The following is a 20,493-nucleotide window of genomic DNA, read 5'->3' as shown; positions in this document are numbered from 1 at the left end:
ATCCGCTCTGCCGGATGCTGCTCATGATCTAAAGGAGGAACCCTCATGTCACAGGCCGGCGTGGAAGCAGCAAGCACACCACCTAAAAAATCGGCGCCCCGCCGCAAGCTGACAGCTTTTCAGCACATGAAGCGCGACAGGCAGCTGCTGATTCTGTTCATTCCCTGCTTCCTGTTCTATCTGATCTTCCGTTATGGCCCGCTGTACGGGCTGCTCATTGCATTTAAGGACTACAGTGTATTTACAGGCATTATCGAAAGTCCCTGGGTGGGCCTCAAGCATTTCATCAACTTCTTCAGCGGCCAGGATTTCTGGAAGCTGTTCAAGAATACGCTCATTCTCGGCGTCACCTCCATGGTGTTCTCGTTCCCGTTTCCGATAATTTTGGCCATTTTGCTGAACGAGGTGCGGGTGAAATGGTTCAAGAAATCCGTTCAGACGATCAGCTACATGCCTTCTTTTCTGTCGGTCGTCATTATCAGCAGTATGGTCATTGATTTCCTGTCACCGAATAACGGCATCATCAATCAGATTCTTTCGGTGTTCGGGTTCGAGAGCAAGTATTTCCTGATCGATCCGAACTGGTTCCGCCCGATTTATATCATATCCGATATCTGGACCCATACCGGCTACGAGGCCATTATTTATATGGCGGCCATTGCAGGCATCAGCCCCTCACTGTATGAGGCGGCCAGGGTGGACGGTGCCAAGCGGCGGCATATGATTTTTAATATTACGCTTCCGTCTCTGATGCCGACCATCATTATCATGTTTGTCCTGAAGACCGGTCAGCTGCTGCGGATCGGCTATGAGAAGGTGCTCCTGCTCTACAATCCGATGACGTACGATGTGGCCGATGTCTTCTCCACCTTCGTGTACCGGAAGGGCTTGCTGGAGGCGAACTACAGCTATGCGGCGGCTGTGGGTCTGTTTGAGGCTCTCGTGGCCATGGTTCTGCTGCTGTCGTCCAACTACATGAGCCGAAGACTGGGAGGGAAGGGACTATGGTAAAATTCAGCGTCAAACACCTCTCACTGTTCTCTGTCGTTAACGCCATCATCTTGATCTGCCTGGCGATCATTACGATTTATCCGATTTTGTATATTACGGCGGTGTCGTTCAGTGACACAGCGGCCGTGCTGCAGGGCAGAGTCGCCCTGTTCCCGGTCGGCTTCAATCTGGATGCCTATGCCCAGGTGCTGCAGGATGACCGGATACCGCGTGCATACTTGAATACTATTTTCTATACGGTGCTGGGGACGACGATTAATCTGCTCTTTACAGCCATCGCGGCCTATCCGCTGTCCCGGGCCGGATTTTTCGGCCGAAAGTTTTTCATGGTGGCCATTATCCTGACCATGTTCCTGAATCCCGGCATTATTCCCAACTATCTGATCGTTCAGGAGCTGGGCATGATTGATACGGTGTGGGCGCTCGTGCTGCCCAATGCCATCTGGACGTTCGAGCTGATCATCCTGAAGAGCTTCTATGAAAATATGTCGGAAGGCCTGCGCGAAGCCGCCGTCATGGACGGAGCCTCGGAGTACCGGATTCTGTTCCAGATTATGATTCCGCTCTCCAAGCCGGCGCTGGCCTCGATCGGGCTGTTTTATTTCATGGGTCACTGGAACAGCTTCTTCCTGCCGCTGATTTATTTGAACGATGCGAATATGTATCCGCTGCAGGTAGTGCTGCGGGATATGCTCATCTTCTCGGAGGGCGGGGTGAACGCCAATCTGGTAGATGCTTCGGCCCTGGCGCCGCAGGCGATGAAGAACGCTACGATCGTGCTGGCGATGGTGCCTGTGCTGCTGATCTACCCTTTTGCACAAAAATACTTCGCCAAGGGCGTCATGCTCGGCTCCGAAAAAGGGTGACGCCAGTCCCGCGGGAGTATAACATGGTGTTAATAAGGAATGGCATCAAGAGAGGTGATCCATTTGAATCGATTGATCGCGAACAGAGGATTGCTACAGATTTTTTTCGCTCTGCAGCTGGTCGTCGGCATCATGTTTATCTTCAACTATATGGTTTACAAAAACTCCATCTCCGGCATCTATGAAAAAGTGACGGAGAACAACCGGATGGTCATCCGCAACATTATCCAGTCGTTTGACGCCAGCTTCACCTCGATCAATAACCTGATGTTTAACATCCACGCGCTGCCGTTCAATCAGATTACGAACAGCAGCGGGCAGACGGATATGGAGAAGGTGCTGTCGCTGGAGGACAGCCTGGCGCGGATGGTATCGACGATGGATTTTGTGGAAAATGCCATGATTACGTACGATTATAAGCTCGTCATTACGCCTAAAGGCACCAGTAGCATGGAAGCTTTGTTCGACCGGAAGTATACGAACCTCAAGTACAATTCCGTGTTCTGGCAGAACTTTATCCGCTCGGAGCATGATTTCACGGTCTTTCCCGCAGAGACGTACAAGGAGATTGACTCCAGCACGAAGAGAGAGCTGATCGTTGCGGTAGACAGCAGCCGGCTGAGTATGTCCAGCAAGAAGCTTATGGTGCTCATTGATGTGAACCGGCTGCTGAACAGCATCGACCTCAAGGGAATGATTCCTGGGGCCTCGCTGATCGTTATGGATGGTGACCGCAATCTCATTCTGAGTACGGAGAAAAATCTGGATCTGGTGGATATCCTGAACGATGTCTACTTCAATCCATCCAGTGAGGGCTCGCTCAAGCGGGAGGATTTCGAGTATAACTTCTACAAATCGGACTATAACGGCTTTATTTACATTAACAAGCTCCCCTATCAGTTCCAGAATATCGGCTCGGTCACGAGTGCGAACCAGCTCATTATGTACGGAGCTATTGTGCTTGCGGGACTGCTGTCAATTCTGCTGAGCATCTATCTGTACCGGCCGGTCCGCAATATCGCGCAGCTGCTGGGCAGCTCCAATCTGAAGGGCAATGATTTTGTGAAAATCCAGATCGGCATTGTGAAGATCCAGCGGGAGAACGAATCTCTCAAAAATCAGATGCAGCTGGTGGACGCCGAAATTCAGCGGGGCGTCTTTCTGCAGACGCTGGAGGGCTACTCCCACTCCAGGGAGTACGAAATCCAGCTCCAGAATCATTATGCGGACTGGTTTCAGCGCAGGTATTTCATGATGGCTTCTGTCCACTTGACCCCTGCAGCGCCGGGAGGCGCGCCGGAGCTTACGATGGAAGAGGTGACAGCGCGCCTTCGGGAAGCGGTGACGCGGGGGCTGGAGCAGGCTGTCGTCTTTCATGAGGACCATCTGAAATTTCTGCTGCTGCTTTCTGTAGAGCTGCCGGCAGGGCGGCGGCAGCTGCTGCGCACTCTGGAGATGGTCCTGAGAGAGGCAGAGCGGCAGGAGCTGCAGGGCTTCCGGCTTCAGGGCTGTGTCAGCCGGGTGTATGAGTCCAAGATTGTGAACTGCCGGGATGCCTACCAGGAAATCCAGGCGGGCTTTGAGTACCGGGATGCCGGAGGCCGGGAGACGCTGATTGATGCGGAAGCGAGCTTTCAGGCCGCGGAAATCCATTTTCCGCTCCACAAGATCGAGAAGCTGTCGAACTGCTTGCTGGCAGGCAAGCAGGATGAGGCCGCGGAGCTCGTAGATGACGTCATTGAGGAATACACGGAGCGCCATATTCAGCATCATCAGCTGGTGCATATGGCCAAGAGCATGATGTATGTGATGCTCCGGCAGGGTGATGTCACGGAGGGGAGCCGCTATGAGCTGTTCCGGCTTGAAACCGAGGTGATGAGACGGCTGCAGGAGTCGGAACATGCCCAGTCTGTCCGGGAGACGCTGCAGGAAGGGCTGCGCCGCATCGGCGCGATGCGCAGTGTGGATTCCCGCAGCAAGCTGGATCCGGCGTTTATTTCTCAATATATCGAGCTTCATTATATGGAGAATTTGTACCTGGATCATATGGCGGAGGTGCTGGAGACCAGCTCAAAGTATTTTTCCAACTATTTCAAGAAAACCTTTGGCGTGAACTTTGTGGAATACCTGAACAAGGTCCGGCTGTCTCATGCCAGGGAATATCTCAAGCACTCTGACCTCAGTATTGCCGAGATCGGCGAGAAGACGGGGTACACGAACTCATCGACATTCACAACCACGTTTAAGAAATATTGCGGTGTATCTCCCAGCGAGTACCGGAAGAAAGCCGCGGAGCAGGGTGGAGAAGGGAGAGCCATACGATGAAAGCAGTTGCTACACAGCATGGAAAGGTGAGCCTGGCCGAGGTAGAGCGTCCAGCCCTGCCAGCAGGGCATGTACGGATACAAACCGTGTATTCGGCCATCAGTCCGGGAACGGAGATGACCTTTATCCGCCGGGCTTCGGAGAAGCAGATCGTGATCGGCTACAGTGCCGCCGGCATCGTGACAGAGCTCGGAGAAGGGGTAAGTCGTCTTCATCTTGGACAGCGCGTCGCCTGCTACGGGGCGCCGTATGTGCGTCATGCAGAGGAGCTTTGCGTTCCGGCCAATCTGGTCGCTCCAGTTCCGGATGAGGTCAGCTTGGAGGAGGCATCCTTTGCAGGCCTGGGTGCCATTGCCATTCATGCGCTGCGGACGGCCGATCTGCGCTTTGGCGAATCGGTCGTCGTCGTCGGACTGGGCATCTTGGGCCAAATCATCGCTCAGATATCTTCTGCAGCCGCCTATCAGGTGCTTGGCTATGATCTCAATACGGAGCGGGCAGACAGCCTCAAGAAACGCATATTCCATACTTATGACACGCAGGAAGAGCTGGAGAAGGCCGTGGACACGCTCACGGGTGGTCACGGGGCGGACGCTGTGCTGCTCTGCGCCGGCGGTCCCGGCGAAGAGCTGATTAACGCCTCGCTGGACTGGATTATGGATAAGGGCAAGGTCGTCATGGTCGGTGATCTGACGATGAATTTCAGCCGGGGCAAGATGTTCCGGAAGGAAGCCCAGGTGCTCATCTCGCGTGCGGGAGGCCCCGGACGCTATGACACTGGCTATGAAATGGACAACAAGGACTACCCCATCGGCTTCGTACGCTGGACGGAAGGGCGCAATACGGCGGAGTTCATCCGTCTTCTCGCCGAGAAGCGGATCGATATAAAGCCGCTTATCTCGCGTATCGTTCCTGTACAAGCGGCGGAGGAAGCGTATCACGCCTATGGTTCGGCGTCATCCGTGATGGGGACGGTCTTCAAATATGGTGATTGTTGAAGCTGCTGAGCAGTGTTGTATAGGAGTCCCGGTTCCCTGGAAGGGTGTAAGGCGGGGCTTTTTCTGCTGCTGAAAGAGCCTTTAATGCGGCTGACGTCTCCGTCCCTGCTATGCTATGCTGTACCTATCTATGGAGGGTCAGGAGAGGAGGCAGGCGCTTGCAGCAAATACAGATTCAGCCTGAAGGCGACCATGCGGTCGTCGTTTCCTTCGGGAAGGAGAACAACAGCGCCGTCCGCGCCGGCGTACGCATGCTGGCACGAGCTTTGGCGGAGCAGCCCTTAAAGGGCATGGTGGAATACATTCCGGCATTCACCTCCGTGACCGTGATCTATGATCCCGTGTTGGTATGTAAGGAGGCCGAAGGTCAGGCACTCGGGAGCGGGACTCTTCTTCCCTATGAGATCGTTGTGGGGAAACTTGACGCTCTCGTGCAGACCCTGCAAGAGCAGCAGGCGCCCCCTGAAAGCGTGGTCTACATTCCTGTATGCTACGGCGGGGAATTCGGCCCTGATCTGGAAGGGGTCGCAGCGCTGAGTGGACTGAGCGTGGAGGAGGTGATCTCCATTCATCACGGGGTGCCGTATCAGGTGCATATGCTGGGCTTCGCTCCGGGCTTTCCGTATCTGGGAGGCATGGATCGGCGGATTGCCGCTCCGCGTAAAGCGACACCTCGGCTCTTCGTCCCTGCGGGCTCTGTAGGCATAGCGGGAGAGCAGACCGGAGTGTACCCCATCAGCACCCCGGGCGGCTGGCAGCTGATTGGCCGGACGCCGGCAGCGCTGTTCCTCCCCGACCGGCAGCCTCCGGCGCTTCTGAAGGCAGGCGACATGCTCCGGTTCTACCCGATCACGCGCCGGGAATACGAGACATGGGAAGGAACGTCACCATGAGCATTCATGTACACAGGCCCGGACTCCTGACGACGATTCAGGACAGCGGGCGTTATGGCTTTCAGCAGTATGGCGTCGTGGTCAGCGGCCCGATGGACACCTTTGCCCATCGGGCAGGTAACCTGCTGGTAGGAAATCCCCCGGGGTACGCGGCGCTGGAGATGACGCTGCTGGGCCCGGTGCTGGAATTTCAGGATGCCGCGCTAATTGCGATTTGCGGCGGCGATTTCCGCGCGCACATCAACGGCTCCCCGCTGCCGCTGTGGCGGCCGGTATATGTGCCGGCGGGCAGTACTCTTACCGTGGATGCCCCGAAACGGGGCTGCCGGGGGGTTCTGGCGATATCCGGCGGACTGGATGTGCCGCTCGTCATGAACAGCCGCTCGACCTATCTCCGCGCCGGCCTCGGCGGCCTGGAGGGCAGAGCGCTTAGGGCCGGAGATGTCTTGCCCGTCGGGGCAAGGGACGAAGCAATAGAGCCTCTGCTGACCGCAATCCTGAAAGGAATGGACCGGGAGGCGCAGTTTGGCACGGTAAGCTGGCGGATCTCGGAGACGCTGCTGCCGAAGTATGAAGAGCATCCCGTGCTGCGCCTTCTGGAAGGTCCTGAACTGTACTGGCTGGAGGAGGAGAGCCAAAGTGAGCTGTTCTCTAGAACGTTCACGCTGCAGCCCCAATCGGACCGGATGGGCTGCCGTCTGGCCGGCAAGCCGCTGCGGCTGGGCATTTCCAGGGAGCTGGAATCAGTGCCGGTCACGTTTGGCACCGTGCAGCTGCCCCCGGACGGCCATCCCATCGTGCTGATGGCTGATCGGCAGACGACCGGGGGCTACCCCAGAGCCGGTCAGGTGATTACTGCCGATCTGCCGCTGCTGGCGCAGGGAAAGCCGGGCTGCCGGGTACGGTTTCAGCGGGTCACTCTGCAGGAGGCCCAGGAGCTCCTGCTTCAGGCAGAGCTGAGGCTGCGGCAATTAGAACAGAGCATTGTACTGCAATTCAGGCGGTAGAGGAGGGGCATGATGAAGAGAGTAGATCTGAACTGTGACATGGGTGAGAGCTTCGGTGCGTATACACTGGGCTCTGATGAGGAGCTGATGGAGTACGTAACCTCGGTCAATATCGCCTGCGGCTTTCATGCAGGGGATGCAGCAACGATGCGCCGGACGGTGACGATGGCGCTGGACAAAGGAGCCGCCTTGGGCGCGCATCCCGGCCTGCAGGACTTGGTCGGCTTTGGCCGCCGGCGAATGGATATTACGCCGCAGGAGGCTTATGATCTGGTCGTATACCAGATCGGCGCGCTGTGGGGCTTTATCCGCGCTGAAGGCGGAGCCATGCAGCATGTGAAGCCGCATGGCGAATTGTACAATATGGCAGCGTACCAGCCGAAGCTCGCGGAGGCGTTAGCGGAAGCAGTGTATGCAGTGGATCCCGGCCTTATGCTGTTCGGTCTGGCCGGCAGTGAGCTGATTGCCGCAGGAGAGCGGGCAGGCCTGCGAACCGCGAGCGAGGTATTCTCGGACCGTACCTACCAGGTAGACGGCTCGCTTACGTCCCGGCGCCTGCCGGATGCCCTGATTACTAACGATGATGAGGCGGTGCTTCAGGTCATTCGGATGATTGACGAAGGCAAGGTGCTGTCACAGCAGGGCATCGACGTCTCCATCCGTGCAGACACGGTCTGTATTCATGGAGACGGCGAGCATGCCGCCGCTTTTGCGAAGAAGATTCATAGCGCCCTGCAGCAGTCCGGCATCCGGCTGCAGGCAGCGGGGGCAGCAGTCCCGCGCGTTAACGGACAGGCTTGATCCCGGCTCATCTGCGGCTACCCGCCCTATTCCAGAATCAATCCCGATCCCAGCTCGAGCTCGTGATCCATCCCGTCTACAGGGGTCAATTGATAGGGACCTTGAAGAGCATTGGCTGACCAGAAGCGGGCATAAGAGGCCGTGCCGGGTTCATGGGTCAGCGTGACTGTACTGAGCGGAATCTCGCTGCCGTCGCGGATCGAAGTCAGCTTGAAGCTCACCGACTGTGTCTCCTCGGAAGCGTCAAAGTAGAGCAGCGTGGAGACCGGTGTAAACACGACTTTACGTACCGTCACCGTTCCTTGCCCGTTCAGATCCAAAGTTTTATGAATCTCTACGGTTTTCGTGTCCTGGCTCATGGCCTCGGCAGATAGCTGAACATCAAATACCCAAGGCTGCTCCAATGTCATGCTTTGTGCTCCGCGGTTTACGGTATGGTAGGCGATCTGCAGATCCAGGAGTTTATTCTCCGGCAACGGCAAGTCTGAGAAAGACACATCTCCGTACACGGTATAGCTGCCATCGTCTTCTTGAACCGACTGGCTCATGGCGGACAGCTGGCGGCGTTCTCCATGAATCATTACTTCCACGGGAAGATGGGTTTTGTAGTCAAATCGCATACCTTGAGCAGGCTGCAGGGTGGAGCTGATCAGCAGCCGGTCGGCATCGACCAGCACCTCATTCAGAGTCAGCTTTCCATATTCGTTCTCTGCCGTTTCCCTGACCGCTGTTTTGTAGGAAGAATAGTCTGCTTGTAAGGCATTGTGATTACTGTTGAAATTCTCAATTAATCCCCCTACCACCGGGATTCGGGCCAGCGAGACCTGCGGGAGGCTCATGGCGAGGAGAATCATCAGCGCGGCTGCAGTTAATGCTGCGGCCTTACGCTTGATTGGAAGCCGCTTGCGCCTAGGGCGAAGCTTGGATTTTACGCGCTGCTCCCATTGCTTCTGCTCCAGGGCCGTTAACGGCTCCTGCTCGTAGCAGGACACGTCCAGCTTAACGTCGTTCAGCTCTTTATAAATAGACATCACTCGCACCTCTTTGCACTTGGAATAAAAATCTGCCGCAGCTTTTTGCGGCCCCGGGACAGCTTGTTATGAATCCACGATTCCTTGACCTGCAGCTCCGCCGCGATTTCAGCAGACGGGACACCCTGTAAATAGTACTTGTCAAAAATGCTCCTCTCGACCTCCGATAAATGGGCAAGCACCTCGGCAGCATCTCTTTGTCCCGGCCCTGTCATGGGCGGCCTTTCCTCTCGGCGCGAATCCTCACCCTTGCCCTGTACAAAACGCTGCTCATTGCGGATCATCCGCCGCTGGTAGTCAATGGCACGGTATTTGGCAATGGCTGCAATCCACTGAACAAACGTATTCTTGCTTTCGTCGTAATCATCAATGTGATTCCAGATGGCCAGCAGCACGTCGTCCAGGCATTCCTCAAGCTCCTGCGGGTTATAATGGACATGGCGCCGAATGATGCCGGATAACAGGCTTCCATACTGATGAATAATGAAGGCAATGCCGTTCTCATTGCGTTCCCTAAGCTGCTGCACGATATTGTCTTCCGTGATCTCCACGCGTGCTTCCCTCCTCTGCTTGCTGCTGCTTCCTTTAAGGATAATACATTAGAGAATACGAACGGGAGGGGTAAAACCTATCAATGCTTCAAAAATATAGGCCTGTCCATCCACGGGAATACGTTCCGGTTGACGCGCCCCAGCCGGCATGTTAGAAATAGAGGTAATCTAATGAAGGAACCATTTTAATCGAGAGGAGCCGTGCCCATGTACGAGCAAAAGACCCTCCCCAGTGACGAGAATGTTATTGAATTTATAGAGGCTGTAGACCATCCGAAGAAAAAAGAGGATGCCTACCGGCTGTTAGATATTTTTGCGGAGACAACAGGGTATCCTCCTGTCATGTGGGGGCCGAGCATCATTGGCTTCGGTTCTTACCATTACAAGTATGCAACCGGCCACGAAGGAGATGCGCCGCTGGTGGGCTTCTCTCCGCGCAAGGCGAAGATCAGTCTGTACCTGTCCGCCTGTGAGCCGGAACGAGAGGCGCTGCTGGAGCAGCTAGGCAAGCATACCACCGGCAAATCCTGTGTATATGTAAACAAGCTGGCAGACATTGACGAGTCTGTTCTGATCAAGCTGATCCAGCATTCTGTAGCATATTTGCAGGAGATGTATCCGGAGGCGTAATTGTGGTCTCATTTTTCAAGAGGCTTCGCCACGCATTTGAGACTACTTGTCAAGTGACTTTTCGCGCGCAACACAAGAGCAGGCTATCTGCATCGATAGCCTGCTCTTGTTCTTGATTTCGCTCCATTAATACTCCAAGGTTATTCCCCTTCTCCGAAGTTGCCCAGCTCACTTAAGGCGCCTTCGATCTGCCCCAGCGTATCGGCCATTTTGGTGTTCTCAAAATTCGTCACGCCGTTCTCGAGCTGAGTGGAGTACTCGTCAATTTGGCCGCTAAGTGTGTCGTTATAGCTTGTGAGCTGGTCATGAAAATCCTGTGCAAAAGCGGGAGCCTCCAGTCCGTTAAACTCCGAGATGCTCTGCTTCATGTCCCCAAGCCGCTCCTTCAGCTGCTGCAAAATCTCACTGTTGTTCGCAGCCTCCTCTGCCAGCTGTGGAACCTGGTTGGCAAACGCCACCGTTTCATTTACGAACCGGGTCGCCTCATCACTGTAATCCAATGATTGATCTACATCTTCCAAAAGAGAACAACCGGACAAAACCAAAAGGATCAGCACGATGCCCGGAATGCGCCATATTGCTTTCATAAGAGCTACCTCCCGCAGGATGTGATTTTGCTAAGTCATTACCCCGTGACAGGGTCTGTTGAAATTGACATATCTGAATTGGTAAAATAACGTCAACGAATATGAATACCACGGGGAGAGAGAGTCATGTCTCATTCAATCAAGCTTCCAGAGCAGCTGTGCCGTCTGCTGGATGGAGAGAACCTGGAGGAGAAACAGGGCGAAGGCATCCAGCTGCTCACGCAGTGTGAGGACGGCTGGCCGCATTGTGCAATGATCGGTGCCGGGGAGATAATCGCCCTGCAGGAGGACGTGCTGCGGCTGGCGCTTTGGCCGGGAACGATGACGACCGGGAATGTGATACGGACGGGTAAAGCGACGATCGTACTGGTTCACGGGGCAAAAATGTATTACATCCGCCTCGTCCTTGTGCATCTGGCGACGCTGGCTTCCGCCCGGCATCCGCGAGAGCGCTTCGAGGCCAGGATGGAGGCTATCCGGGAGGACCAGGCTCCTTACGCCGATATTGTATGTGGCGTAACCTACCGGCTGAAGCAGCCGGAGGAGGTGCTGGCCCGCTGGAGAGAAACGCTGGAGGAGCTAAGGCAATGAGGGAAGGGGCGGCAGACGCCGCCTTTTTTAGGAGAACAAGTTATATTTCAGGCAATATTTGCATAAGATAAGTTTATAAATTGCTCACGGAATTACGCTTCACCTTGCCAACACACGTTAGGTGTGATAATATAGGTATCACTAGAGCGACCTGAAATCACACATTGTAGAGGGTTGTTATATGATGAATAACCTTGTACAATATGTGAATTTTTTTATTCGTTAACGAAGTAAAAAAGGTCATGTAAATCTTTAAAGGAGGTACACTACTATGCAAACAGGAACTGTTAAATGGTTTAATGCAGAGAAAGGCTTCGGCTTTATCGAAGTTGAAGGCGGTAACGATGTATTCGTTCACTTCAGCGCGATTCAAGGCGACGGCTTCAAAACGTTGGACGAAGGTCAACGCGTAGAATTCAACATCGTTGAAGGAAACCGCGGACCACAAGCTGAAAACGTGGTAAAGCTGTAATAATGTAACAACGCCTGCCCTTAATGTGTGACATTAAGGGCAGCTTTGTTTTCAGGTTCTGGTGAGCTGTACAACCAGGATGAAAGCCAATATTCGCAAGACGGGACAAGGAGGCGTACTCATGTATTCGCGCAAGAATGCGATGGAAGCTGTGCCGGAGGAAATGACCGAGGTGTGGTCCTGTACTAAGGATGATTGCAAGGGATGGATCCGGGATGACTTTGCTTTTGAGACAGAGCCGGTATGTCAGCTCTGCCAGTCTCCGATGGAGAAGGAAAGCAGGATGCTGCCCTTACTCGTCAATACGAATAAGAAGCAAAAATCACTTGGCAAAGGGATTCTGATTGATCGGAAATAGCGGCTAGGGCCACGAAAGCGGCGCAGATACGGTCGGTATCTTTTCGAAAATGTACGACTCCCGCATCGTCTGACGAACGCAAGACCGTTACAAAATAGACGGCAGCGGTTAGTTATTACATGATCCCCTATTTTAGGGGTTATGTATAAAAACATGCGGAAAATCGCATAAATTCCAAAGGAGGAACCGTATTTTGAATACGCAAAATGAGGTGCTGAAACGCAACATCGACAACATGATTCTGCAGGACAACCAGGAAGGCCTGAATGGGCAGGAGAAGTTTATCATGCAGAAGCTGATGCGGGAGAAGTATCAGATGGAGCATGAGAATAAGCTGGAAAACAGTGAGAACGAAAACGACGACAAGTAGGCTTGGCTAAAGCGGGCCCGCTTCGGGTGCGTAATGACTGTTTCATATAAAAGGCGTGAGCCGGAGACGGAGGTCTGCGGTTCGCGCCTTTTTTTGATGCAGCAATCCTGGATCGGCAGCATAACCTGATCTTTCCTGAATTGTGAACTATATCACAGTTTAGATGGGAGAATTTAGGTATACTGTGACTAGGAGTCAGTCGTTGAGAATCAGATAATGGGAATGAAGCTAAAGGATGTGGCACCATGGAAACTCAATCACTTTATGAAGTGGAGAAGCTGGCCCTCAAGAAAATGAGGCTGTTTCAGCAAAGTCCGCTTCGTTATTTGGCGCGCTCGGCGTTAGCCAGTATGTTTATCGGCTTCGGGGTCATTGTGGCCTTCCGAACAGGCAGTTATTTTTACGCGGTGGACTCTCCGGCCATGTACCCTATGGCTGCGCTGACGTTTGGGGCCGCTATTATTCTCATCGCCTTCGGGGGCGGGGATCTGTTTACAGGAAATGCATTCTATTACACCTACGGTGCGCTGCGGCGAAAGCTCCGCTGGGTCGATACCATCAAGCTGTGGGTGGCCAGCTACTTCGGCAATATTGTCGGCGCGGCCGTATTTGCACTGCTGATCTATCTCACAGGATTATTTCATGCTCCTGAGGTGAATGGATTTCTGCTGTCTGTTGTCGATAAAAAGATGCATGCGCCGTGGACAGAGCTCTTTTTCCGGGGAATCCTGTGTAACTGGCTTGTCTGTCTGGCCTTTTTCATCCCGATGGGGATGAAGTCTGACGGGCCCAAGCTGTTTGCGATGATGCTGTTCGTATTCTGCTTCTTCATCTCCGGCTATGAGCACAGCATCGCAAATATGTGTACCTTCGCCATTGCGCTTGTCGTGGATCATCCCGACACCATCTCGCTCTCTGGAGCCGTCTACAATCTGGTGCCGGTGACGCTCGGGAACCTGATTGGCGGCAGTGTGTTTATGGCCTTTATGTACCACTATGTGAACAAGCCGGATCTGGATCAGAATCAGAACCAGGCGCGTTAACGAGGGAGCGGCCTGCGGTGCAGGCCGTCTTTAAATTGTCCTGCAAAAAAACCGGATGCCGCGCATTCAAGCCGCGAGGCATCCGGTTCTTATCTACCACATCTATATCCAATTAAGCCGGGGTTACAGGCTTCAGGTTCATTTCCATCTTGCGTGTAATTTCCTTCTGCCATTTCAGATCACCGAGCTGAATGGCTAGATTCAACAGATCCAGGTAATCGTCTACCTGCAGGTTCGTACGCCGAGGGTGCTCTCTCATAGGGGATCCGGTTCTCCTTTATGTTTGGAATTCATACCGATCAGCGTGGAAGATCTTGATGCTCACTGACTCGGTAATGATAATCATTATCAGGTATGTTTATCTTTATTATAAAGGGTTCCGGGGTAATTGCAAGGGCTTTTCTGCAAATTTTGGCGACAACATCTTGATCAGACAAGCTTTTGTCTTCGTATGTGTCCTTATCCGGCTCCCCTATGAGGAGCGCTCTTTATTTGATACAATAGAAGCTAATTGTATAACGATTTTTGAGGAGGCTAACGTATGAATATTCATGAAGCGATCCGAACTCGCCGCAGTATCGGCAAGGTGCAGGATACACCGATTTCGCAGGACAAGATCGAGCAGATTCTGGAGGCAGGAACCTGGGCCCCGACGCATAGACATACAGAGCCTTGGCGGTTCTTCGTCATGACCGGCGGTGGACGTGACCTGCTGGGCCATGTTATGGCTGACATTTCCGAAGCCAGTGCTCAAGACAAAAGTGAAGAGGAGCTGGCTGCAGCCCGCGAAGCAGCGATCGGCCGAGCCTACCGGGCTCCACTGGTGATTGGTGTTGCTGTCGCGCCAGCCGATGATCCTAAAGTGATTGAACTGGAGGAATACGGGGCTGCGTTCGCTGCGATTCAGAACATGCTGCTTGAAATCCATGGCCTGGGTCTTGGCGCGGTATGGAGAACCGGTGATTTCTGCTACAAGCCACAGGTGAACGAAGCCTTTGGCTTGGGAGAACAGGATAAAATGCTAGGCTTCCTTTACATCGGAGAGCCGGACATGACGCCGAAGGAAGGCCGCCGCGAGAGCGCTGCATCCAAGACGACCTTTATTGACCAGTCAACACGCCGTCTGGAGTCCTAATCGTTCCTTCCTAACGGGTCCTAATCGGTCGAAACCCTGTCTAAAATCCTACCAAATCGCTGAAAATGTTGGTATAATAGACCTATATTTGTCGAAATAAGGCCAGTCCCCGGCTAAACGACATGAACGTACATAGGAGGCTATTGTAGTGAATTTTCAGAAGTGGGATATAGGCGGTAAACTGATCTTTATTGCAGCCTGTGCAGCATTTGTATCTTTATTTTTTGACTGGGTGGATATCGGGTTCGCTTCCCAGAACGGGTTCGGGCAGGGCGCCGTGTTTTTCTTTCTGTTGTTTTTGTATCCGCTGATCGTGGTGATCCGCGAGCAGCGCCTGAACAAGCTGCTGGGGTATATACTGGCAGCTGTAGGTGTTATTTTCAGCATCATTTATATTTCTTCAAAGTCTGTAGATTTCCTGGGCAGCAGTGTGAATGCTGCCGGCAGCGGACCGTATGTATTTATCGTGGCCTGCATCCTGCTGGCCGTAGGTATATTTAAGCGCGTAAGATAAGACCGGCAATCAAGGGGACGCTTGTGCCGGCAAGAAGAGCCGGATTTTCTGCTTTTATTCGCAGAAAATCCGGTTTTATTTTTTTGAACCGATTGGATGACTGAACCGTACTAAGTAAGGAAAAATTTGCTGAGGAGGTTGTTAGGTTGAAGAAGAAATGGCTGTGGCTGCTATCATTATCGGTTACACTCACACTCAATCCGCTCCTGTCGCCAGGCGCGATGGCGGCTGAAGATCAGAAGCAGGTCTCGCAGACGGAGGTCGCCTCGAAGCTGGAGACTCTGGCATCCCAGAAAGCGTCGCTGCTGACAGAGCAGTACGGTGTAACAAGTGTACAGTATGCGCTCCTGGATGGAGAGGAGCTGGTGTTATCGGGGGTCAGCGGCATCCATGATGCAGAAGGCCAGATTCCGTTGACGCCGCAAACGATGTACGGGATCGGCTCGACGAGCAAAATGTTTACCGCCGCGTCCGTTATGAAGCTGGTGGAGCAGGGCAAGCTTCAGCTGGACACTCCGCTTATCCAGTATATGCCGGATTTCACGATGAAGGATGAGCGGTATAAGCAGATCACGCCGCGTATGCTGCTTAATCATTCCTCCGGCCTGCATGGGTCCACGCTGGCTAACGCTTTTTTGTTTGAGGATCATGATACGGCTGCGCATGACAGCCTGTTGAGCAACCTTTCGAAGCAGACATTGAAGGCGCAGCCTGGGGCCTATTCGGTTTACAGCAATGACAGCTTTACGCTGGCAGAGCTTCTGGTTGAACGCGTTAGCGGTCAATCCTTTACGACCTTTATTCATCAGCATTTTACGGAGCCCCTGAAGCTGGAGCATACGAAGACTCCTCAGGATCAGCTAGAGGACACTGCACGGGCGGGAATCTTTTACCCCGGCTTTGATGTCCAGCTTCCGGATGCAGTTGTCAATGCGATTGGCACCGGCGGGATTTACTCCACAGCGGAGGATTTAGTGAAATTCTCCAAGGTGTTTACAGGAGGGGCAGAATCGGTCTTGTCCTTCTCTTCTGCCAAGATCATGGCACAGGAGGAGTACAAGAAAGGGATGTGGCCGAAGGATGCCGATAATTCTGTCGATTATGGACTGGGGTGGGATAGTGTACGGCTGTTCCCGTTCGAGAATTACGGTATTCAGGCATTAGCCAAAGGCGGCGATGCGATTGTGTACCACGCTTCTCTCATCGTTCTTCCGGAGCATGATATGGCAGCGGCCGTCTTGTCCTCTGGCGGCAGCAGCGCGCTGAACCAGATCATGGCGAGTGAGCTATTGCTCCAGCAGCTGAAAGCGAAGGGGGAAATTCAAGCCATCCAGCCGGAGAAATCCTTCGGCAAGCCGGTGGCTGCACCGATGCCGAAAGAGGTTATGGATGTTGCCGGCCGCTATGTCTCCACGAATCAGGTGCTTCAGGCAACGGTGAAGGAAGAGGGACGTCTGATTCTGACTATGCCCATTATGCCGGAGCTTCCCGCACAGGAGTATGTGTACACGAAGGATGGCAGCTTTTTGAATGATGAGGGCACGGTGAAGATTACGTTCGTAACGGAAAGTAACGGCCGCACGTACATCTGGGTTCAGGAATATGCATCCGCACCGGGACTGGGGCAGATGGCAACATCACTATACTCAGGCGAAAAGCTCCAAAGCCACAAGCTGGATGAAGCTTCGGCTGCCGCGTGGGAGCAGCGGGAAGGACTGAAATATTATCCGCTGAACGAGAAGTACAGCTCCATGGCTTACTTTTTGCAGGAGCCTTCCATAGCCATTGTGCGGGACCCCAGCATGAAGGGTTATCTGCTCGACAAGAAGATTACGGGTCCGAACACTGCGCGAAGTCAGCATGAGGTGCCGGGCGTGGGCAGCCGGGATACGATGGATTTCAGCTTCTACAAGCAGCAAGGCAAAGAATATCTGGAAGCAGCCGGAACCTTGTTCGTGAGCGGAGACAGCATCAAGGAGCTGTATGCCGGCAAGCGGTCGAAGGTGACGATCGGTAATGACGGCTATGCCCGCTGGTTTACAATTCCGGCTGCGGCGGCCGGTAAGGCGATGAAGGTGGCTCTTCCGCTTCATAGCGCATTCGCCGTTTATGACGGGCAAGGGGCATGTCTGTATTATTCCATCATCTCCGGTAACCAGGCGGTGAAGCTGCCAGAGAACGGCTCCATCGTATTCCTGGGTGCTGCCGGGTCTGCCTTCGATGTGACCTTGAGCCCGTAGCTCTGGCGGCGGCAGCAATGTAGGTGACAGAGACTGAAGCTAACGCTGCGGAGGGGTCATAGAGGTACATTTGAGACGTTCCGCCGGAAGGAGTATACTGTATAGGCGGCAATTGCCTGCCGAATCCAACTTGCCTTTAGGAGGAATTGACTATGACTCATCCGGAGCATCCTGTTTTGAATGAAGGGCCTACGCTGCGTGACGGCGTTCAGATGCCGTGGCTGGGCCTCGGCGTATACAAGAGTAAGGAAGGCGAAGAAGTCATCCACGCGGTAAAGTCTGCCATTGCGGCCGGTTACCGCAGCATTGATACTGCGGCCATTTATGGCAATGAAGAAGGTGTAGGACAGGCCATTCGCGAATGCGGCGTGCCGCGCGAGGAGCTGTTCATTACCACCAAGGTATGGAATGATGATCAGGGGTATGAAGCGACTCTTCGGGCTTGTGAAACCAGTCTGAAGAAGCTGGGGCTGGATTATGTAGACCTGTACCTGATCCACTGGCCGGGGAAAGATAAGTACAAGGAAACCTGGAAGGCGCTCATCCATCTGCAGGAGCAGGGATTGGTGCGTTCGATCGGGGTCAGCAATTTCCAGATTCATCACCTTCGGGATATTATCGAGGATTCCGGTGTCGTACCGACCGTAAACCAGGTTGAGCTGCACCCGCTGAACAGCCAGAAGGAGCTGCTTCAATATTGCCAGGAGCAGGGCATTGTGCTGGAAGCCTGGAGCCCGCTGATGCAGGGTCACCTGGATCATCCGGTCATTACCGAGCTGGCTGCAAAATACAGCAAGACTCCGGCTCAGATCATTCTGCGCTGGGATCTCCAGCATGGCATTATCGTTATTCCCAAATCCGTGAAGGAGCACCGGATTCGGGAGAACGGAGATATTTTTGATTTCGAGCTGTCGGCAGAGGATCTGGCACAGCTGGACAGCCTGAACGAGAACAAGCGCTTTGGTCCGAACCCGGACGAATTCCTGTTCTAAGCAAGATCTGATCAAGATCTAAGCAAGAGAAGAAGTGTAGCAAGAAGAGAGGCCTTGCGGGGAAGTCCGCAAGGCCTCTTTTTGTCGTATTCATTGCGCCTGTGTCCATCTACTATGAGCCGGACATGGCCGGCTTCTTGTTCACCTGAACCCGTTCCTTCCCCATCATAAGCACGAAGAATACGGCCAGTCCTGCGGGAACCAGCGCCCAGGCAAAGGCCTGGGTGATGGAGTCGGCCAGCAGACCAGTCACGAGCTCCCGAGCCTCCGGCGGCAGCTGCTGGAGCGCCTCAGTGCTCGGTGTAAACTCTGAATCGATCGGCAGGCTGCCCGGGGCTTGGGAAGCGGTATCCGCCAGGCGGTTCGTCAGGGCATTGCGCTGGATAATGCCGAACACTGTAATGCCGACCGTCATCCCGAGCGAGCGCAGGAACGAGTTGGTTGAAGTGGCAGCTCCCCGCTGACGCGCTTCAAAATTGTGAATCGACGCAATACTGAGCACGGAGAAGGAGAAGCCCACACCGAAGCCTGTCAGGATCATATAAACCGTGAGCCAGCCCCGCGGCGTGTCCGGCGACAGCGTGCTTAATGCAAAGAGGCCGGTGACAAAACAGATGACCGAGAGGATCATAATGTTGCGGAAGGTAGTCTTGGTCGTCAGCAGTCCGCCGATCTGACTTCCGGCTACACTGCCCAGCATCATCGGCATCAGCATCAAGCCGGAGTCGGTCGCAGAGCCTCCATAAACCCCGGCGATAAAGATCGGGATATAGACGGTGGCGACGATAAAGCCTGCACCATAACAGAGCGCGACAGCATTGCTGGCGGCAAACAGACGCTTGCGGAACATGTTGAAGGAAATGATCGGCTCACTCGCCCGCTTCTCTGCCCAGATAAATAGAAAGAAGAGCAGCAGAAAGCCCCCGAACAGGCTCAGGATCTGAATAGAGTCCCATGCATAAGCCTGCCCTCCCAGCTCCAGACCGAACATCAGGCAGATGATCGCGCCGACGAGGGTTGCGGCACCGGTCCAGTCGATTTTTTGCTGAACCCGGGACAAGGTTTCCTTATAGAAGACGAGAATGAGCACCAGGGAGATTAGCCCGATGGGGAGATTGACATAAAAGACCCACTCCCAGCCGATGCTGTCTGTAATAAAAGCGCCGAGCAGGGGCCCCAGAATGCTGGATGTGCCGAAGACAGCGCCGAGCAGTCCCGTCATCCGTCCTCTCTTCTCCGGCGGAAATAAATCGAACACAATTGTAAAGGCAATCGGCATCAAGGCACCGCCGCCGATACCCTGAATAGAGCGGAAGATGATCAGCTGCATCATACTGTCCGCCAGACCGCACAGCGCCGAGCCGAGCAGGAAAATCAACAGACCGAATACAAAAAAGCGCTTCCGTCCATACATATCCGACAGTTTCCCGAAGATCGGGGTACCGGCCATGACGGCAACCATGTAGGCCGAGGTGACCCATACGATCTGATCAAACCCGCCGAGATCCTCCACAATGGTGTACATGGCCGTCGCTACAATCGTGTTATCCATCGCGGACATCAGAATACCGAGCAGAAGCGCGGTGACGACCAGCTTGATATGGCTTTGCTGTGCATTCATTCGTTACGGCTCCTTTTTGTATGTATATAGTGGTATATAAAGCAACGTGCTGTCTCTATTTTAGCCCTTCCAGGATAAGCATGGCAAGACGAACAGGAAAAACAGGAGAACGCTGGGGCGAAGGGGAGGTTGCTGCTTGGCGCCAGCTAAACTAAAGAGCCAGAGGCGGCTGGCCTCTGGCTTGGGATGCATCAGTGCGGGATGTTCAGCAAGGCGAGGGTTAGCCTGGCGGGCGCCTGCCGGCGGCAGGAGCCTGCTTCATGCCCGCTTGCATGGGCGCGCCGCACAGCGGGCAGGCCTTGCTGCCAGCGGGGCCCGCCGCGCTGCTCGGGACCGCCGGGTGGTCCATGCGCTGCCAGCCGCGGCAGCCGGCCCCGCTGCACACCCACGCGCGGACCGGCTCGGCGGGCGCCCGCTGCGAGGTCACCGGCGCCGCGCTGGCCTGCGCCGCGCCGCG

At 54.2% G+C, this 20,493-nt stretch carries 23 protein-coding genes; 17 read left to right on the top strand and 6 right to left on the bottom strand.

Annotated features, from left to right (window positions below):
• The first annotated feature begins 45 nt into the window (after positions 1 to 45).
• The 7 genes from JJQ72_RS10155 to JJQ72_RS10125 all read left to right on the top strand — a co-directional run bounded on the left by JJQ72_RS10155 (position 46) and on the right by JJQ72_RS10125 (position 7,901).
• Positions 46 to 1,011, top strand: a complete 966-nt coding sequence (locus tag JJQ72_RS10155) for an ABC transporter permease (protein ID WP_138224246.1) — start codon at positions 46 to 48, stop codon at positions 1,009 to 1,011.
• Positions 1,005 to 1,877: a carbohydrate ABC transporter permease gene (locus tag JJQ72_RS10150; protein ID WP_138224247.1), complete on the top strand. Its 873-nt coding sequence runs from the start codon at positions 1,005 to 1,007 to the stop codon at positions 1,875 to 1,877. The genes JJQ72_RS10155 and JJQ72_RS10150 overlap by 7 nt, the downstream gene beginning before the upstream one ends.
• Positions 1,878 to 1,916: 39 nt before the next feature.
• Positions 1,917 to 4,202: a helix-turn-helix domain-containing protein gene (locus tag JJQ72_RS10145; protein ID WP_243896012.1), complete on the top strand. Its 2,286-nt coding sequence runs from the start codon at positions 1,917 to 1,919 to the stop codon at positions 4,200 to 4,202.
• Positions 4,199 to 5,200 (top strand): zinc-dependent alcohol dehydrogenase, encoded by a 1,002-nt coding sequence (locus tag JJQ72_RS10140; protein WP_208203584.1) that lies wholly within the window; start codon positions 4,199 to 4,201, stop codon positions 5,198 to 5,200. Before JJQ72_RS10145 ends, JJQ72_RS10140 begins: the two co-directional genes overlap by 4 nt.
• Positions 5,201 to 5,358: 158 nt before the next feature.
• Positions 5,359 to 6,093, top strand: a complete 735-nt coding sequence (gene pxpB, locus JJQ72_RS10135) for a 5-oxoprolinase subunit PxpB (protein ID WP_279591714.1) — start codon at positions 5,359 to 5,361, stop codon at positions 6,091 to 6,093.
• The gene (locus tag JJQ72_RS10130; RefSeq protein WP_208203582.1) at positions 6,090 to 7,100 is read left to right on the top strand and encodes a 5-oxoprolinase subunit C family protein; all 1,011 of its coding nucleotides are present in this window, start codon (positions 6,090 to 6,092) and stop codon (positions 7,098 to 7,100) included. The genes pxpB and JJQ72_RS10130 overlap by 4 nt, the downstream gene beginning before the upstream one ends.
• Positions 7,101 to 7,112: 12 nt before the next feature.
• On the top strand, positions 7,113 to 7,901 hold the full coding sequence (locus tag JJQ72_RS10125) for a LamB/YcsF family protein (RefSeq protein ID WP_208203678.1): 789 nt from the start codon (positions 7,113 to 7,115) through the stop codon (positions 7,899 to 7,901).
• 26 nt (positions 7,902 to 7,927) lie between these two features.
• Here JJQ72_RS10125 and JJQ72_RS10120 read toward each other — a convergent pair whose 3' ends face one another.
• Both JJQ72_RS10120 and JJQ72_RS10115 read right to left on the bottom strand, forming a co-directional pair.
• Positions 7,928 to 8,932 (bottom strand): DUF4179 domain-containing protein, encoded by a 1,005-nt coding sequence (locus tag JJQ72_RS10120; protein WP_208203581.1) that lies wholly within the window; start codon positions 8,930 to 8,932, stop codon positions 7,928 to 7,930.
• Positions 8,932 to 9,483, bottom strand: coding sequence for a sigma-70 family RNA polymerase sigma factor (locus JJQ72_RS10115; RefSeq protein WP_208203580.1), 552 nt, complete (start codon positions 9,481 to 9,483; stop codon positions 8,932 to 8,934). The genes JJQ72_RS10120 and JJQ72_RS10115 overlap by 1 nt, the downstream gene beginning before the upstream one ends.
• A 207-nt stretch (positions 9,484 to 9,690) precedes the next feature.
• On the opposite strand from JJQ72_RS10115, the gene JJQ72_RS10110 reads away from it, so the two are divergent.
• The gene (locus JJQ72_RS10110) at positions 9,691 to 10,113 is read left to right on the top strand and encodes a DUF1801 domain-containing protein (RefSeq protein ID WP_208203579.1); all 423 of its coding nucleotides are present in this window, start codon (positions 9,691 to 9,693) and stop codon (positions 10,111 to 10,113) included.
• A gap of 140 nt (positions 10,114 to 10,253) precedes the next feature.
• Here the strand turns inward: JJQ72_RS10110 and JJQ72_RS10105 are convergent, their stop codons facing one another.
• The gene (locus JJQ72_RS10105; protein ID WP_138224254.1) at positions 10,254 to 10,700 is read right to left on the bottom strand and encodes a DUF6376 family protein; all 447 of its coding nucleotides are present in this window, start codon (positions 10,698 to 10,700) and stop codon (positions 10,254 to 10,256) included.
• Positions 10,701 to 10,826: 126 nt separating this feature from the next.
• On the opposite strand from JJQ72_RS10105, the gene JJQ72_RS10100 reads away from it, so the two are divergent.
• The 5 genes from JJQ72_RS10100 to JJQ72_RS10080 all read left to right on the top strand — a co-directional run bounded on the left by JJQ72_RS10100 (position 10,827) and on the right by JJQ72_RS10080 (position 13,534).
• Positions 10,827 to 11,291 (top strand): pyridoxamine 5'-phosphate oxidase family protein, encoded by a 465-nt coding sequence (locus tag JJQ72_RS10100; protein ID WP_208203578.1) that lies wholly within the window; start codon positions 10,827 to 10,829, stop codon positions 11,289 to 11,291.
• Between the two features lie 271 nt (positions 11,292 to 11,562).
• On the top strand, positions 11,563 to 11,763 hold the full coding sequence (gene cspD, locus JJQ72_RS10095) for a cold-shock protein CspD (RefSeq protein ID WP_006207896.1): 201 nt from the start codon (positions 11,563 to 11,565) through the stop codon (positions 11,761 to 11,763).
• 121 nt (positions 11,764 to 11,884) lie between these two features.
• A complete protein-coding gene (locus JJQ72_RS10090; protein ID WP_208203577.1) occupies positions 11,885 to 12,121 on the top strand; it encodes a cold-shock protein in 237 nt (78 codons plus the stop codon).
• 193 nt (positions 12,122 to 12,314) lie between these two features.
• Complete coding sequence (locus tag JJQ72_RS10085) at positions 12,315 to 12,491, top strand: hypothetical protein (RefSeq protein ID WP_208203576.1); 177 nt, start codon at positions 12,315 to 12,317, stop codon at positions 12,489 to 12,491.
• A gap of 245 nt (positions 12,492 to 12,736) precedes the next feature.
• Positions 12,737 to 13,534 (top strand): formate/nitrite transporter family protein, encoded by a 798-nt coding sequence (locus JJQ72_RS10080; protein ID WP_208203575.1) that lies wholly within the window; start codon positions 12,737 to 12,739, stop codon positions 13,532 to 13,534.
• Positions 13,535 to 13,646: 112 nt separating this feature from the next.
• Here JJQ72_RS10080 and JJQ72_RS10075 read toward each other — a convergent pair whose 3' ends face one another.
• Positions 13,647 to 13,793 carry a hypothetical protein gene (locus tag JJQ72_RS10075; RefSeq protein ID WP_208203574.1) on the bottom strand — a complete coding sequence of 49 codons (147 nt, stop codon included), beginning with the start codon at positions 13,791 to 13,793 and terminating at the stop codon, positions 13,647 to 13,649.
• A gap of 282 nt (positions 13,794 to 14,075) precedes the next feature.
• Between JJQ72_RS10075 and JJQ72_RS10070 the strand changes: the two genes are divergently transcribed.
• The 4 genes from JJQ72_RS10070 (at position 14,076) to JJQ72_RS10055 (ending at position 18,415) form a co-directional block, all read left to right on the top strand.
• Positions 14,076 to 14,669: a nitroreductase family protein gene (locus JJQ72_RS10070; RefSeq protein WP_208203573.1), complete on the top strand. Its 594-nt coding sequence runs from the start codon at positions 14,076 to 14,078 to the stop codon at positions 14,667 to 14,669.
• 148 nt (positions 14,670 to 14,817) lie between these two features.
• Positions 14,818 to 15,183, top strand: coding sequence for a hypothetical protein (locus JJQ72_RS10065; protein WP_243896011.1), 366 nt, complete (start codon positions 14,818 to 14,820; stop codon positions 15,181 to 15,183).
• 146 nt (positions 15,184 to 15,329) lie between these two features.
• Complete coding sequence (locus JJQ72_RS10060; protein ID WP_208203572.1) at positions 15,330 to 17,423, top strand: serine hydrolase domain-containing protein; 2,094 nt, start codon at positions 15,330 to 15,332, stop codon at positions 17,421 to 17,423.
• Positions 17,424 to 17,575: 152 nt separating this feature from the next.
• Positions 17,576 to 18,415 carry an aldo/keto reductase gene (locus tag JJQ72_RS10055; RefSeq protein ID WP_138224261.1) on the top strand — a complete coding sequence of 280 codons (840 nt, stop codon included), beginning with the start codon at positions 17,576 to 17,578 and terminating at the stop codon, positions 18,413 to 18,415.
• Positions 18,416 to 18,527: 112 nt separating this feature from the next.
• Here the strand turns inward: JJQ72_RS10055 and JJQ72_RS10050 are convergent, their stop codons facing one another.
• On the bottom strand, positions 18,528 to 20,036 hold the full coding sequence (locus tag JJQ72_RS10050; RefSeq protein WP_208203571.1) for an MDR family MFS transporter: 1,509 nt from the start codon (positions 20,034 to 20,036) through the stop codon (positions 18,528 to 18,530).
• Positions 20,037 to 20,256: 220 nt separating this feature from the next.
• Positions 20,257 to 20,421 carry a hypothetical protein gene (locus tag JJQ72_RS10045; RefSeq protein WP_347880743.1) on the bottom strand — a complete coding sequence of 55 codons (165 nt, stop codon included), beginning with the start codon at positions 20,419 to 20,421 and terminating at the stop codon, positions 20,257 to 20,259.
• Positions 20,422 to 20,493 lie beyond the last annotated feature (72 nt).

Source organism: Paenibacillus sp. F411, assembly GCF_017582705.1.
In the GTDB taxonomy this organism is placed as follows: Bacteria; Bacillota; Bacilli; order Paenibacillales; family Paenibacillaceae; genus Paenibacillus_AQ; species Paenibacillus_AQ algicola.
The sequence above is the reverse complement of the archived record's forward strand: the minus strand, read 5'-3'. Positions and strand labels throughout refer to the sequence as shown.

Coding starts and splice junctions, on each gene's coding strand:
- JJQ72_RS10155 (WP_138224246.1), top strand. CDS start 46: ATGTCACAGGCCGGCGTGGAAGCAGCAAGCACACCACCTAAAAAATCG.
- JJQ72_RS10150 (WP_138224247.1), top strand. CDS start 1,005: ATGGTAAAATTCAGCGTCAAACACCTCTCACTGTTCTCTGTCGTTAAC.
- JJQ72_RS10145 (WP_243896012.1), top strand. CDS start 1,917: ATGGCATCAAGAGAGGTGATCCATTTGAATCGATTGATCGCGAACAGA.
- JJQ72_RS10140 (WP_208203584.1), top strand. CDS start 4,199: ATGAAAGCAGTTGCTACACAGCATGGAAAGGTGAGCCTGGCCGAGGTA.
- JJQ72_RS10130 (WP_208203582.1), top strand. CDS start 6,090: ATGAGCATTCATGTACACAGGCCCGGACTCCTGACGACGATTCAGGAC.
- JJQ72_RS10125 (WP_208203678.1), top strand. CDS start 7,113: ATGAAGAGAGTAGATCTGAACTGTGACATGGGTGAGAGCTTCGGTGCG.
- JJQ72_RS10120 (WP_208203581.1), bottom strand. CDS start 8,932: ATGTCTATTTATAAAGAGCTGAACGACGTTAAGCTGGACGTGTCCTGC.
- JJQ72_RS10110 (WP_208203579.1), top strand. CDS start 9,691: ATGTACGAGCAAAAGACCCTCCCCAGTGACGAGAATGTTATTGAATTT.
- JJQ72_RS10105 (WP_138224254.1), bottom strand. CDS start 10,700: ATGAAAGCAATATGGCGCATTCCGGGCATCGTGCTGATCCTTTTGGTT.
- JJQ72_RS10100 (WP_208203578.1), top strand. CDS start 10,827: ATGTCTCATTCAATCAAGCTTCCAGAGCAGCTGTGCCGTCTGCTGGAT.
- cspD (WP_006207896.1), top strand. CDS start 11,563: ATGCAAACAGGAACTGTTAAATGGTTTAATGCAGAGAAAGGCTTCGGC.
- JJQ72_RS10090 (WP_208203577.1), top strand. CDS start 11,885: ATGTATTCGCGCAAGAATGCGATGGAAGCTGTGCCGGAGGAAATGACC.
- JJQ72_RS10080 (WP_208203575.1), top strand. CDS start 12,737: ATGGAAACTCAATCACTTTATGAAGTGGAGAAGCTGGCCCTCAAGAAA.
- JJQ72_RS10075 (WP_208203574.1), bottom strand. CDS start 13,793: ATGAGAGAGCACCCTCGGCGTACGAACCTGCAGGTAGACGATTACCTG.
- JJQ72_RS10070 (WP_208203573.1), top strand. CDS start 14,076: ATGAATATTCATGAAGCGATCCGAACTCGCCGCAGTATCGGCAAGGTG.
- JJQ72_RS10055 (WP_138224261.1), top strand. CDS start 17,576: ATGACTCATCCGGAGCATCCTGTTTTGAATGAAGGGCCTACGCTGCGT.
- JJQ72_RS10050 (WP_208203571.1), bottom strand. CDS start 20,036: ATGAATGCACAGCAAAGCCATATCAAGCTGGTCGTCACCGCGCTTCTG.